Annotated in this window: 12 protein-coding genes and 3 tRNA genes; 7 read left to right on the top strand and 8 right to left on the bottom strand. The window is 54.3% G+C overall.

The features are described 5' to 3' along the window. Nucleotides 1-80: 80 nt before the first annotated feature. Nucleotides 81-1,061 (bottom strand): arabinose ABC transporter substrate-binding protein, encoded by a 981-nt coding sequence (locus tag AB1287_RS18645; protein ID WP_312627401.1) that lies wholly within the window; start codon nucleotides 1,059-1,061, stop codon nucleotides 81-83. A gap of 893 nt (nucleotides 1,062-1,954) precedes the next feature. Here AB1287_RS18645 and AB1287_RS18650 point away from each other — a divergent pair. Then, on the top strand, nucleotides 1,955-2,458 hold the full coding sequence (locus AB1287_RS18650) for a non-heme ferritin-like protein (protein ID WP_435618728.1): 504 nt from the start codon (nucleotides 1,955-1,957) through the stop codon (nucleotides 2,456-2,458). A 166-nt stretch (nucleotides 2,459-2,624) separates the two neighbouring features. Further along, nucleotides 2,625-3,968: an anaerobic C4-dicarboxylate transporter gene (locus AB1287_RS18655; protein ID WP_312627399.1), complete on the top strand. Its 1,344-nt coding sequence runs from the start codon at nucleotides 2,625-2,627 to the stop codon at nucleotides 3,966-3,968. Between the two features lie 108 nt (nucleotides 3,969-4,076). Here the strand turns inward: AB1287_RS18655 and AB1287_RS18660 are convergent, their stop codons facing one another. Next, nucleotides 4,077-4,325 (bottom strand): DUF2766 family protein, encoded by a 249-nt coding sequence (locus AB1287_RS18660; protein ID WP_312627398.1) that lies wholly within the window; start codon nucleotides 4,323-4,325, stop codon nucleotides 4,077-4,079. Nucleotides 4,326-4,461: 136 nt separating this feature from the next. Here AB1287_RS18660 and AB1287_RS18665 point away from each other — a divergent pair, with 136 nt between their 5' ends. Then, the gene (locus AB1287_RS18665) at nucleotides 4,462-5,883 is read left to right on the top strand and encodes an MFS transporter (protein ID WP_312627486.1); all 1,422 of its coding nucleotides are present in this window, start codon (nucleotides 4,462-4,464) and stop codon (nucleotides 5,881-5,883) included. A gap of 36 nt (nucleotides 5,884-5,919) precedes the next feature. On the opposite strand, the gene AB1287_RS18670 is transcribed toward AB1287_RS18665, so the two are convergent. Continuing rightward, complete coding sequence (locus AB1287_RS18670) at nucleotides 5,920-6,558, bottom strand: RpiB/LacA/LacB family sugar-phosphate isomerase (protein ID WP_312627397.1); 639 nt, start codon at nucleotides 6,556-6,558, stop codon at nucleotides 5,920-5,922. Between the two features lie 246 nt (nucleotides 6,559-6,804). Between AB1287_RS18670 and AB1287_RS18675 the strand changes: the two genes are divergently transcribed. From AB1287_RS18675 to tyrP, 4 genes are all read left to right on the top strand, one after another. Further along, a complete protein-coding gene (locus AB1287_RS18675; protein ID WP_435618729.1) occupies nucleotides 6,805-8,976 on the top strand; it encodes an HD domain-containing phosphohydrolase in 2,172 nt (723 codons plus the stop codon). Between the two features lie 106 nt (nucleotides 8,977-9,082). After that, nucleotides 9,083-9,421: a YecR family lipoprotein gene (gene yecR / locus AB1287_RS18680; RefSeq protein WP_312627394.1), complete on the top strand. Its 339-nt coding sequence runs from the start codon at nucleotides 9,083-9,085 to the stop codon at nucleotides 9,419-9,421. 192 nt (nucleotides 9,422-9,613) lie between these two features. After that, nucleotides 9,614-10,111, top strand: coding sequence for a non-heme ferritin (ftnA, locus tag AB1287_RS18685; RefSeq protein WP_312627393.1), 498 nt, complete (start codon nucleotides 9,614-9,616; stop codon nucleotides 10,109-10,111). Between the two features lie 164 nt (nucleotides 10,112-10,275). Then, nucleotides 10,276-11,487 (top strand): tyrosine transporter TyrP, encoded by a 1,212-nt coding sequence (gene tyrP / locus AB1287_RS18690; RefSeq protein ID WP_435618730.1) that lies wholly within the window; start codon nucleotides 10,276-10,278, stop codon nucleotides 11,485-11,487. A gap of 160 nt (nucleotides 11,488-11,647) precedes the next feature. On the opposite strand, the gene AB1287_RS18695 is transcribed toward tyrP, so the two are convergent. The 5 genes from AB1287_RS18695 to pgsA form a co-directional block, all read right to left on the bottom strand. Continuing rightward, nucleotides 11,648-12,313: a YecA family protein gene (locus tag AB1287_RS18695; protein WP_435618761.1), complete on the bottom strand. Its 666-nt coding sequence runs from the start codon at nucleotides 12,311-12,313 to the stop codon at nucleotides 11,648-11,650. Nucleotides 12,314-12,433: 120 nt separating this feature from the next. After that, nucleotides 12,434-12,520 (bottom strand) — tRNA-Leu (locus tag AB1287_RS18700). A gap of 13 nt (nucleotides 12,521-12,533) precedes the next feature. After that, nucleotides 12,534-12,607: transfer RNA gene (locus AB1287_RS18705), tRNA-Cys, on the bottom strand. A 38-nt stretch (nucleotides 12,608-12,645) separates the two neighbouring features. Further along, nucleotides 12,646-12,721, bottom strand: a tRNA-Gly gene (locus tag AB1287_RS18710). A gap of 148 nt (nucleotides 12,722-12,869) precedes the next feature. Beyond that, on the bottom strand, nucleotides 12,870-13,418 hold the full coding sequence (pgsA, locus tag AB1287_RS18715; RefSeq protein WP_312627391.1) for a CDP-diacylglycerol--glycerol-3-phosphate 3-phosphatidyltransferase: 549 nt from the start codon (nucleotides 13,416-13,418) through the stop codon (nucleotides 12,870-12,872). Between the last annotated feature and the right edge of the window lie 45 nt (nucleotides 13,419-13,463).

A 13,463-nucleotide genomic window follows, 5' to 3' on the forward strand; every position in this document is an offset into this window, starting at 1 on the left:
TCGCTTACCCGACCTACAAAGTCAAAAGATGGCGCTAATCCGTAGGCCCGGTAAGCGCCAGCGCCACCGGGCAATTCAGATCACAGTCCTTTCTTCGCCAGCTCTTCTTTAAAGTTGTCGCGGGTGATCAGCACCACGTCGGTCACTGCGGTAAACTTTGGCGGCTCTACCTTTTTCTGCACCCAGTTGTAGAGCATTTCGCTGGTTTTATAGCCGTGCACGTCCGGGCTCGGCAGCAGGGAGCCGTAGAAGCCGGTCGCCTGCGCCTTAGAGAGTTCGTTCACCGCATCCACGCCGTTAATGCCGATGCCAATCACGTCTGCCGCCTTAAAGCCCTGGCCTTCCGTTGCGCGCACGCCGCCGAGCACGGTGTTGTCATTCATGCCGAGGACCAGCCAGTGCTTCACGCCAGGATGCTGCACCAGCAGCGAGTTGCCGGCGTCGAACGCGCCAGGGATATCGTTGGATTTCGTCGGGACCTTATAGATTTGCGCTTCAGGGAATCCGGCTTTTTTCAGCGCGTCCATTGAGCCGGTGGTGCGGCGACGTGCAGTGTCGAGCTCATCGGCGGTAATAGCCATCGCGCCGGTATCCTTCACGTCCCAGCCGCGTTTTTGCATCTCTTTATAGAGTTCATCCCCCTGACGCGCACCAATTTCGCTGGCCGCCATCATTACCAGCGGCACCGTCTCCATCGGCTTGCCTTTGGCGTTGACGAACTGATCGTCGACGGTAATGACCTTCATGTCATAGCTGCGCGCTTTGGCCACGATCGCGGGCCCCAGTTTCGGGTCCGGCGTACAAATCACAAACCCTTTCGCCCCGTTGGCCGCCAGGCTGTCGATGGCGTTCAGCGTTTTTTCACCGTCGGGTACGGCAATTTTAATCACCTCGAACCCTAAATCTTTCCCGGCCTTATCGGCGAAACGCCATTCGGTCTGGAACCAGGGCTCCTCCGGCTGCTTCACCAGAAAACCGAGCTTCATGTTTTCAGCGATAGCTGATTGTGACATAACCGCTGCAAGGCCAATGGCCGCCAGCGCTTTAGTGAATTTGTGCATGGTTAACTCCGGCTCTAATGTTCTTTTCCACAGGGAAATTGAGAACAGCATTTTTTATTCAGCAGAAAAACAAGGCATTAGCGGCTTCGCCCGTCTGCGCATTTGTGCTGAACCATTAATAGCGGGAAATTAATTATCCATAGGAGAGCACCATCACACCGCAGAATTACAGTTAACGCGTACATAAACTCAGCGAAAAATGACATAAATAAAGGGCGAATTGTCAGACAATTCGCCCAGGGGATAGCAGAATAATCTATATCAGCAGTCGTGAGATCCTTATCTTACCAGCGGTAATAAATATGTTCCGCATGTTCCCGAACGAAAGCTTCCTCTTCCGCCCCCCAGGCAGCCGCAGACAGATTGCGCAGAGAAGCTCACCCGCCTTATCCTGCGTAGCAACAGGACGACAGCTTGCTTCACGGGTTTCTTTTTAATATCAAATTTGGCCGCGGCTGGCCGTTAGCTATTTTAAACGGATATTGTTCTGCCGCATTCTCTGCAAACAGCCTGAGAACGTCATTAACGAAATACGATCAAAACATATCATATTACGCTCATCTAAAATGACGAATGATAATCCGATCGTAATAATAAAACTAACAAAGCCATATAATGCTGTTAGATATAATGCCATTACCCGCTGTTTTTACGGATATTTTACTCGTTAATTACGAACTCATTAGCGCGTCATGTAACGAAGCGTAAATAATAACCTCCAGGCATTTTCTTATAATTATGGAGGGCGTATTCTGAAACCGGTCAGCGCACCAAAAGCGTTGTGGCCCGTAAAAAGTATTAACGCTGAATATCGTCGGGTTGTGTGGACAGAAAAAGTGTGAACCTTACGATTGCCGGCAGGTTTCGTAACTTCAGAAAATAAGGATATTGCTATGACGGTTCCGGGAATGGTTCAAAAACTCAATGTGCAAATGAACCTCGAGTTTTGCGCCTCAAATTTATACCTGCACCTGAGCGAATGGTGTGCCGATCACAAGCTGACCGCAACGGCTACGTTTCTGCGTTCACAGGCCCAGTCCAGCGTGACTCAAATGATGCGCGTGTTTGAATTTATGCGCAAAGCGGGTGCTTACCCGATGGTCAGAGAAACGGCCCCGGTGGATGACCGCTGTTCAACACTTGAAGATCTGTTCATTAAAACGCTGGAGGAACATCATCAGCGCCGCAGCACTCTGAGCGCGCTAGTGCTGGAAGCCAAGGCCATGCAGGATAACAGCACCCTGCGTTTTCTGACTCATCTTGAGAAAGAGCAATATCAGGATGGCGTGCTGCTGCAGGCAATCCTCGAAGAAGTGCGCAGTGCAAATAAGGCAGGCTTGTGTATGCATCAGACCGACCAGCACCTGCTGAACGTCGTCAATCACCAGCAACACTAACCCTTCAATGGGCGGCTTTAGCCGCCCGCTTCATGCTCGCATTTGTTAAACAAATGTAGCCAACAGTTTGTTTTTACAGCTGTTTATAAATCCGATCTCCCTCTCACTCAAAATCATTACAAAATGTAATGATTTAGCCTTTCTTTATGGATGAGACAGGTGAGACATGATTACTCTTGAATTTGCGGTCATTATTTTATGCCTGCTGGTTGGCACCCGCTTTGGCGGGATGGGCCTGGGGCTTATCAGCGGAATCGGCTTATTTATCCTGAGTTTTGTTTTTGGCCTCCAGCCCGGCAAGCCGCCGGTGGATGTGATGCTGACTATCCTTGCGGTGATTGGCTGTGCGGCCACGCTGCAAACCGCTGGCGGACTTAACGTCATGATGCAATGCGCCGAAAAGCTGCTGCGTAAGCATCCGCAGCACATCACGCTGCTGGCCCCGTTCACCACCTGGATGCTGACGTTTCTCTGCGGCACCGGGCATGTGGTCTACACCATGTTTCCGATTATTGCGGACATCGCGCTGAAAAAAGGCATTCGTCCGGAGCGCCCTATGGCCGTCGCTTCGGTAGCATCACAAATGGCGATCACCGCTTCACCCGTCTCCGTAGCTGTCGTGTCGTTAGTCTCCATTCTCGGCGCCCAGCACGGCATTGGCCATGCATGGAGCATTCTCGACATTCTGGCGGTGTCCGTGCCCGCATCGCTGTTTGGCGTAGCGATCGCCGCACTCTGGAGCCTGCGCCGCGGGAAGGACCTGGCCGACGACCCTGCTTTTCAGGCCAAAATTCAGGATCCGAAGCAGCGTGAGTTTATCTTTGGCAGTACTGAAACGCTGCTCGACCAGCGCTTTAACCGCGAGGCTTACTGGTCAACCTGGATCTTTTTCGCCGGTATTCTGGTGGTGGTATTGCTTGGCGCCCTGCCGGACCTGCGTCCGGCCTTTGAAGTGAAAGGCAAGCTCGCCCCGCTCTCCATGAATCTTGTGATTCAGATGATGATGCTGATCGCCGGGGCGGTGATGCTGGTGGTATGTAAAGTCAATGCGGCAGCCATTTCCAACGGCGCGGTGTTCAAAGCCGGGATGGTAGCGATTTTCTCCGTGTTTGGCGTGGCGTGGATGAGCGACACCTTCTTCCAGTCGCATCTGCCGGAGCTGAAATCGGCGCTGGAAGGCGTAGTTCAGAATCACCCGTGGACCTACGCGATCGTGCTCTTTTTGGTATCGAAACTGGTGAACAGCCAGGCCGCCGCGCTGACCGCCGTCGCGCCAATGGGGCTGATGCTCGGCGTTGAGCCGAAAATGCTGATTGCTTTCTTCCCGGCAGCGTATGGCTATTTTGTTCTGCCGACGTACCCAAGCGATCTGGCCTGCATCGGGTTTGACCGCTCCGGCACGACCCGCATCGGAAAATTTATCATCAACCACAGCTTTATCCTGCCGGGCCTGATTGCGGTGAGCTGCGCCTGCGTGGCGAGCTATCTGCTGGTGGAAGCGTTGTATTAGGGCGTTGCCCGGTGGCCTGACGGTGTCGGGTGGCGGCTTCGCCTTACCCGACCTACGGCTTTCTGTAGGCCCGTGCAAACGAGTGCCACCGGACATTTCTTACGAAGACTAGTGAGTACTGCTTTCCTGCGGGGTGAACTTCAGCTCAATCAGGGCAATGGCCTTTTGAATTGCACGCTGGGTGACCGGATCGGCCCCGGCGGCACTGAAATCAATTGCACGCAGCTGATTGGCCATTTTGTCGCGAACTTCAACCGGGGCGATAACGTCAATAACATCGAGGATTTGTTTGATCACCAGCTGGCAGGCGACAACGTCGGACACCAGCTCATCATTTGCAGTCAGGTTGTGAGACATAATTTACTCCTGTTTTTCAGAGCGCCATAGTAACCCGGTTTGCCGATGCCGAATAATAAAATCCCGCAAATCCGCCGTTGCGGTACGTTCCGCAATGCGCGTAAAGTGAGTAAAAATCCTGAAATGGCGTTTTATGATGAGTGAAAATATCTCCGTTAAGGAGAGCCGTGGCCTCTCTCCCGCTGCGCTGCTGGTGGCCGGAGCCTTCTTTATGGAGTTTCTCGACGGCACGGTGATCGCCACTGCGCTGCCGGATATGGCAAAAAGTTTTGGCGTGGAGGCCGTGGCGCTGAACGTGGGGATCAGCGCCTATCTGATTACGCTAGCGGTTCTGATCCCGGCAAGCGGCTGGATTGCTGACCGCTTCGGCGCCCGCAAAGTCTTTACCCTTGCGCTGTTCATTTTTACCCTCGCCTCCGTATTCTGCGGACTGGCGACCAGCGTCAACGGCTTCGTTGCGATGCGCATACTCCAGGGCGTTGGCGGCGCGCTGATGGTGCCCGTCGGGCGTCTCGCCGTGCTCAGAACCACGCCAAAACATCAGCTGATTACCGCCATCGCCACGCTTACCTGGCCCGCGCTGGTGGCGCCCATTATTGGTCCGCCGCTCGGCGGATTCATTACCAGCGTCGCCAGCTGGCGCTGGATCTTCTTTATTAATGTGCCACTCGGGCTTATCGCCATGCTGCTGGCGCTGCGCATCATTCCGGACATACGCGAAGAACAGCGTCGCCCGTTTGATCTGCCCGGCTTTGTGGCTACCGCTATCGCGATGGTAAGCCTGGTCTATGCGATGGAAGCTTTCGGCGCAGAGCATGCCCGCGGCGGCCTGCCGTTTGTGCTGCTCGCCCTCGGCGGGCTTACCTTCTGGTTTGCTCTGCGCCATTTCCGCCGCGTGGAATGGCCGATGATTCGCCTTGATGCATTACAGGTCCCGACGTTCCGGGTAACGATGTACGGCGGCTCGCTGTTTCGTGCCTCCATCAGCGCCGTGCCTTTTTTGCTACCGCTGCTGTTTCAGGTCGGCTTCGGGATGGATCCGTTTCACGCCGGGCTACTGGTGCTGGCGGTGTTCGTCGGCAACCTGACGATTAAGCCTGCCACTACGCCGCTCATACGCTGGCTCGGTTTTCGCAAACTGCTGCTGATTAACGGCACGCTCAACGTGCTGGCGCTGCTGGCCTGCGCCTTCCTCACGCCGAATACGCCGCTATGGGTAACGCTGCTGATTCTGTATCTCGGTGGGGTATTCCGTTCGGTGCAGTTTACCGGCGTCAGTACGCTGGCGTTTGCCGATGTGCCCTCTGCGCAGATGAGCTACGCCAATACGCTGTTCAGCACCGCAACCCAGCTTGCCGTCGGGCTTGGGATCACGCTTGGCGCGATCGGCATTCGGCTCGGGGAAAAGGTTGGCGACTGGCTACAGCTGACCGCCGTACCCGGTATCAGCTTCCGGCTGGCGTTTGTGTTTATCGCCCTGATTTGCCTGATGGGAATGATTGACACACTCCAGCTGACGCGGGATGCGGGCAGTTCGGTGTCGAAACGTAAATCGTAAATGCTCCGGCGGCGCAATGCCGCCGGAGCCCTGTATTTAAGCCAGAACCTCACGTACAAAGGCCTCGATAGCCTTATCCTGGCAGTTTTCAAAGAAGCACTGCTGGAAGCGCACCCCCGAGACGGCCGTTTTCACCAGTTCCGGATCGATGGCCCGCAGGGTGTCGAGATAGTTCTCTTTCACCACCGCCGCTTTCACCTGATTCAGGATGCCCGCGTTGCGCACCTGCGGCTCTTTTCGCTCTGGCGGATAGCCTTCGCCATTGCGGCCGGTGAACGCTTTTTCAAAGATGAAGCGGACGTTCAGCTCGGCCCCCCAACCAAAACCTTTGGCAAACGGCAGCGAAAGCGCATTTCCGTTGTTGATTTGGGCAAACAGGAACGCATCGGCCGGGTCAATGCAGTAGCCACACACCACGCCCGGATGGATATTCAGCGACATCAGTGCGCCCTGGCCAGTGCCGCAGCCGGTCACGACAAAATCCACGGCTTTGGCGTTCAGCAGAATACTCGCCATAATCCCAAGATGAATATAGGTCAGGTGATGATCCTGCTCGTCGCTCATGCCGACGTTATAGACAGGAAAGCCTTTTTCATCAGCCACGGCCTTCAGCTCACGATGGATAACGGCGTTTTTCGCGGCCTGACTGTTTTCCATCATCAGTGCAATCTTCATTCTTTACTCTCCTGAAATGTGCGGAGCGCTCCGCAGGGAACAGACACAACAGGCTCACCTTAGCGAGACTCAAACACACATTCAAATTTAATGAAATTATGTTTCATTATTTGCAACTGGCTTCACAGATTTCTCGCCAATAGTCGTAATGAATGATGATTCACATAATCAATAAAATCCTGTCAGGGATCCCGGCAGTTAGTTAGACTGAACACCAACGACACTATAAAAATCAGGAACCTTCTTGTGCGCTCCTTGCTAACAATGTCGCTCACTTTGCTCTGGCTCACGCTCACTATGCATGCTTATTCACTGCGGGCCGACCCCTTAACAAGCGTTAAAGATTCAACGCCCGTTCCGGTCTGGCTTTTTGATGCCGAAAACTTCGAATTCTGGCGTGACAGCAGTGGACACTATCAGGGCTATTACCCGGAGCTTATTCAGGAAATTAATAAACGCTACGGCTATCAGCTGGAACTGAAACCCATCAGCGGCGAAGAGATTGGCAAGCGCTTCAACGCTAACAGTTTTGGTGTTTACGCAGGCGTGTTAAGAACCGAGGCGCGCTCACGCAGCAAAGTGCTTTCTGCCCGGCTGTTCGATAACGAGGTTCTGGCGGCAAGCCTTAGTCGCACCGCCTCCGTGCCGGACGATCTCAACGATACCAGGGTGATTTTTCGTCGCGACGATGCCACACAGAATCAGGTGCTGACGCGCTACCCTTCCCTGCGCTTCAGCAAGATCATTCTGGTCGACAGCAGCACCGAAGCGTTTACGCTGCTGCACGATCGCAAGGCCGATTTCTACATCAACGACGACTCTGAAATGGACGACACGCTGCATTACTACACGCTGTCGCGTCCTTTCGCTGATTTACGCCTTCCCTGCGTGATGGGATTCAGCCCTGAGCTTCGCGGTATGCGCGACAACATCAATAAGGCGATCGCCGAGTGGCAGCAGAGCGGGAAGCTGTGGGAGCTGGAAAACCGCAGTAAACGTAATTATCTGGTCAGCCGCATTCAGATAACGCCAGATGAAGCTAAATGGATCCACGACAATCGCCTCACCGTCTGGCTGCCCAGGAACGAAAACTTCGCTCCGCTGCTGTGGCAGGACGAGCGCGGCTACCACGGCACGGTGATGGACATGATTAGCGACATGCGCGATCTGCTGCACCTTAATATCGACGTAAAGTTTACCGATAACTATGTCTCTCACCTGCGCCAGGAAGCCTGGCCGGTGCGGATGGTCAACGTTGTCGAAAGCCACGATCAATCGCAGATGGAAGGTATCATTGGCCCGGCACTCTCCTGGCATAACGCCTACTACAATCGCGTCGAGCAGCCCTTTTTATGGGATGAAGAACAGGTTCGCTTCAAGCGAGTGGGCGTGATCCGCGGTTCGTTTGCAGCGCTCTATCTCCACCAGCGCTTTGGCAACGATATTACGGTACTGCCTGCGGCCTCGATTGAAGATCTGGTCAATGCTATCGACCAGCACAAGATTGATTTTATCCTCGGCGATCTCAGCTCGCTGGAAAGTTCGCTGCGCGGCAACGACCTGTTTCGCGGCGTGCTGAAAGTTGCCGGGCTAACGCGCTCGGATTATCGGATCGTCTCCTGGGTGGACAGCGAACACCCGTTGCACTCACTGTTGACGCAGATCCACCGAATCTCCAGCTACCGTACGCAGATGGAGCGCTCGCAGGAGGCGCCTCTTCTTCCGGACTTCAGCAAAAACACCCTTAAAATTATTAGCGTGGCGCTGTTCATCACCGTGCTGTTTAGCCTCTGCCTGCTGTGGCTGATGTGGCGGCACATGAAGCAAAGTCAGGCCGTCAACCGAAGCATCGTGGAAGCGATGGAAAAAGTGAACCGCGCCCACGATGACGAAACGGGCAGCCATATTCAGCGCGTGGCAGCCTATTGTGGGCTACTTGCCCGGGAGATCGGCCTGCCGCGTAAAACCGTGCATGAAATTGAGCGCTTTGCTTCGCTGCACGACGTGGGAAAAATTGCCGTACCGGAACGCATTTTGCGCAAACAGGGGCCGCTCACGGAAGAAGAGTTTAACGAAATGAAGCTACACACGCTTAAGGGCTGGCGCATTATTCAGGGGCTCGGCCTTGGGCCAGTGGCTGAAAATATCATCCACTATCACCATGAAAAATGGGATGGCAACGGCTATCCGGAAGGCTTAAGCGGCGAGCAAATTCCCATTGAAGCGCGCATTCTGGCACTGGCAGACGTCTATGACGCCCTGCGGCAAAAACGCATCTACAAACCAGGCTACACCCATGAACACGCCTGTTCGCTCATTTTTGCCGGGGCGGGTCGCCATTTTGATCCGGAGCTTATTAACCGCTTCCGCCAGCTGCACCCCAAATTCCAGGCTATTTACGACAGCCAGGCCGACTGAGCGCATTCGTTGCAGAAACTGACGCTGGATGTGCCAGCTATTCAGGGCATTGGCATGATAAGTGGGCGCTAAGATGAGAGGATCGGACATTTATGCAGAGTGAGCCATGAAAAAACTGATCCCCTTCGTCGCAGCGATCGCCCTTTCCGCCTGTACGGTTCACCGTCAGGCCAACGTCACCGACGTCGACAGCACCAGCGGTATCGTGCGTCTGACCTACGGCCAGGCGATGTTGCAGAATGCCACTACGGATAATTATGTTGCCAGCGGCTCAGCCACTAAGCAGTGCCAGCAAATGGGTTATGCCACTGCGGTGGCCTACGGGCAACCCGTCACCACCTGTACCGTGACCAGCGGGTCGCTATGCATGAATGAAAGCGTAACCGTTCAGTATCAGTGCCGCGGTATTGCAGTGACGCCTGCCCCGGTAGGTAATTACTGGTAATTTTGGCTGCCGGTTTATTTCTACCGGCAGTAAAAAATAATTATTCTCATTTTATTATCCAATAGCCGCAATGCGTTTTATTCCCATTAGCATTTAACAGTATTTATTTTTTATTTTACCTTTTGCAAATAACTTAATTACAAATTAGACTTCCCGCTACATTCCCCTGAGCCAAATAATGCGGAGCACGCCATGCTGAAAACAGAAATGATCGACAAACTGAATGAGCAAATGAACCTCGAACTCTATTCCTCTCTGCTGTATCAGCAGATGAGCGCGTGGTGCAGCTACCACAGCTTTGAGGGTGCAGCAGCGTTTCTGCGCCGCCACGCTCAGGAAGAGATGACGCACATGCAGCGCCTGTTTGATTATCTGACCGATACCGGCAGCCTGCCGCGTATTAATACGATTGATTCTCCTTTCGCAGAATATAACAGCCTCGATGAACTGTTCCGCGTGACCTATGAACACGAACAGTTAATCACCCGTCAAATTAACGAACTGGCTCACGCCGCCATGATCAGCCAGGATTATCCAACCTTTAATTTCCTGCAATGGTATGTAGCGGAACAGCACGAAGAAGAGAAGCTGTTTAAATCCGTTATCGATAAACTGTCGCTGGTCGGAAAAAGTGGCGAAGGCCTCTATTTTGTCGATAAAGAGCTGGCAACCCTCGACGCGCAAAACTGATGTTCAGGCGGCAGCGATCCCAGCTGCCGTCGTTATTTGCCCCACCTCGCAAAAGCGTAAACCCTTCATTACACCCACTGTAATTCAGATTTGACGAGACCCCGCTTTTCCCCTACCCTGCGCGGCATATTGAGTTGTTTCTATCCGTAATAGCAGAGGAAAGCGTGAAGAACCGCACCGTAGGGAGTATTTTAATCGTCGCCGGGACGACCATTGGCGCAGGAATGCTGGCGATGCCGCTGGCTTCAGCAGGCGTTGGCTTCGGCGTTACGCTGGTACTGCTTTTAAGCCTGTGGGCGCTGATGTGCTACACCGCTTTGCTGCTGCTGGAAGTTTATCAGCACGTGCCTGCCGATACCGGGCTGGGCTCGCTGGCGCTGCGTTACCTGGGTCGCTACGGCCAGTGGGTGACGGGTTTCAGTATGCTGTTCCTGATGTATGCCCTGACGGCAGCCTACATCAGCGGAGCCGGAGAGCTTCTGGCTTCGAGCCTCGGCCAGTGGCTGAACGTCCAGCTTCCTCCTGCGGCAGGCGTGCTGCTGTTTACCGCCGTGGGCGGTGGCGTGATCTGTGTGGGCACCACGCTCGTCGATCTGTTCAACCGTTTTCTGTTTAGTGCAAAAATCATCTTTCTGATCCTGATGCTTGCTCTGCTGTTGCCACATATCCACCAGATAAACTTGCTGACCCTGCCGCTTGAGCAGGGGCTGGCGCTTTCTGCAATTCCGGTGATTTTCACATCGTTTGGCTTCCACGGCAGCGTGCCAAGCATCGTCAGCTACATGAACGGCGACGTGCGTAAGCTGCGGAAGATTTTCGTCATCGGCAGCTTTATCCCGCTGGTGGCCTACATTTTCTGGCAGCTGGCAACGCTTGGCAGCATTGATTCTTCGGCATTCAGCTCCCTGTTGGCCAATCACGCCGGGCTGAACGGTCTGTTACAGGCCATTCGCGAAGTTGTCGCCTCCCCGCACGTTGAGCTGGCCGTACATCTGTTTGCCGACCTGGCGCTGGCGACGTCGTTCCTTGGCGTTGCGCTGGGGCTGTTTGACTACTTGGCCGATTTGTTTCAGCGCAGCAATACCGCAGGCGGTCGTCTGCAAACCGGGGCCATCACTTTCCTGCCGCCGCTGGCCTTTGCGCTGTTCTATCCGCGCGGTTTCGTGATGGCGCTGGGCTATGCCGGCGTGGCGCTGGCCGTACTGGCATTAATCATCCCCTCTTTGCTGGCAATGAAAAGCCGGCAGGAACACCCTCAGGCGGCTTATCGCGTCACCGGGGGTAAACCAGCGCTATGGCTGGTCTTTGGCTGCGGTGTCACGGTGATTCTGGTGCAAATCGCGATTGCCGCGGGAATGCTTCCGGCAGTTGGCTAACGCCAGAAATGAAATTGCGTTTTTGAAATTGCCCAGCGGCGCTTCGCTGGCGCGGGCCTACGTGATTCTCGTAGGCCGCCGGGTAAGGCATCAGCCGCCACCCGGCAGAAATACGCTGCGGAGCTATTAGACAGAAGGCCCTTTCGGGCCTTTTTGTCGCTTATTTCAGACAGCAGTTTTTATATTTCTTCCCGCTGCCGCACGGACAAGGATCGTTGCGCCCTGTCTTGCTCTCATTTTTAACCGGCTGCTGAACCGGAGCGCTCTGCGGATTCTCCAGCCAGTAGTGGCAGAGGCTGAGCGCCGCAGGCTTCAGCAAATCGACGCTGGCAATGTACTCTTCGGCCGTTAACGCATCCAGTCGTGTGAAATTCTCTTCGCGCCCGTGCAACGCAATGGCGTCCAGCTGAGGTTGCAGGTTTTCCGGCAACGCCGACCAGTCGCTCAGATCGACCCCGCGCATATAGCCGAAGCACCACTCTTCCACGATGGTGATTTCCTGCCCTTCTTCTTCACGGGTGCCGAACAGCGGTTCGTACTGATCCGGATAATCGCCAAGGCGTTCGCCGATATCATCCATATGCTGCAGGGTCAGATTCACGAAACGATCGCGTTCGCGGTCGTTGGCCCAGCGTGGTACGAAGTCCGCTCCACCCCACACCGCCAGCATCCAGTCGGCAGGTTCGATATCGACTGGCGAAGAGAGAATTGCCGTCAGCATGCCGTCCAGCTCGGAGACATCCATTACGGATTTCTCATTGCCATAGCGGGCCAGAACATCATCCAGCCACTCCAGTTCGCTTTCGTTTAACGGTCCGGTTTTCATCACTGATTACTCGTTTGGGAAGTGTGTTGAAGATAGAACATCAGAATTGCAAAGACAAAAAAACCACCCGAAGGTGGTTTCACGACACTGCTTATCATTGATTTTATTCTTTTTTTCCCATGGTAGCCGGAGTGGGACTTGAACCCACACAGCGCGAACGCCGAGGGATTTTAAATCCCTTGTGTCTACCGATTCCACCATCCGGCCTCGGGAAATAAAGTGGAGGCGCGTTCCGGAGTCGAACCGGACTAGACGGATTTGCAATCCGCTACATAACCGCTTTGCTAACGCGCCGATATTGCTAACACCCGCAACTGCCGATGTTTTTAAACTGGAGCGGGAAACGAGACTCGAACTCGCGACCCCGACCTTGGCAAGGTCGTGCTCTACCAACTGAGCTATTCCCGCAGAATCAGATGACCTTAATCACTTGATTTTGTTACCGTCTGGCAAGCTGCGCTGCCGTTCGATGCGATGCATTCTACTTACCTGACGCACTGAGTCAACGTTAATTTTCACCGCACAGGATCGTTTGCTGAAATTTACGTCGAAACGATCACTGTTCAAGCAAATCGCCGCGCGCGGCGTTGAGATACTGGAACATAGACCAAAGCGTCAGCACCGCAGCGACCATAAACAGGCCAATGCCCGCCCACTCAACCCACTCGTTTGGCCGCCACAGCATCCACACCAGCGCCGCCATTTGCGCGGTGGTTTTGACTTTACCAATCCAGGAAACCGCTACGTTGCTGCGCTTGCCGAGCTCCGCCATCCACTCACGCAGCGCCGAAATGATGATCTCACGCGCGATCATCGTCGCCGCGGGCAGCGTCACCCACCATGAATGATAATGTTCAGCCACCAGCACCATGGCTATCGCGACCATCACCTTATCGGCAACCGGATCGAGGAATGCGCCAAAGCGGGTGCTTTGATTCCAGCGGCGGGCCAGATAGCCATCGAACCAGTCCGTTACCGCGGCGACAAAGAAAATCAGCGCACAGACAAACGGCGCCCAGGTGAACGGCAGATAGAACGCCAGCACGAAAAAGGGGATCAGGATGACGCGGAACAATGTGAGCAACGTAGGGATATTAAATTGCATGGCGACGGTAACTATCTGTTGTCAGTAAAATTAGCCCTATGTTGC

This window comes from Scandinavium sp. UTDF21-P1B (genome assembly GCF_040750395.1).
GTDB lineage: Bacteria > Pseudomonadota > Gammaproteobacteria > Enterobacterales > Enterobacteriaceae > Scandinavium.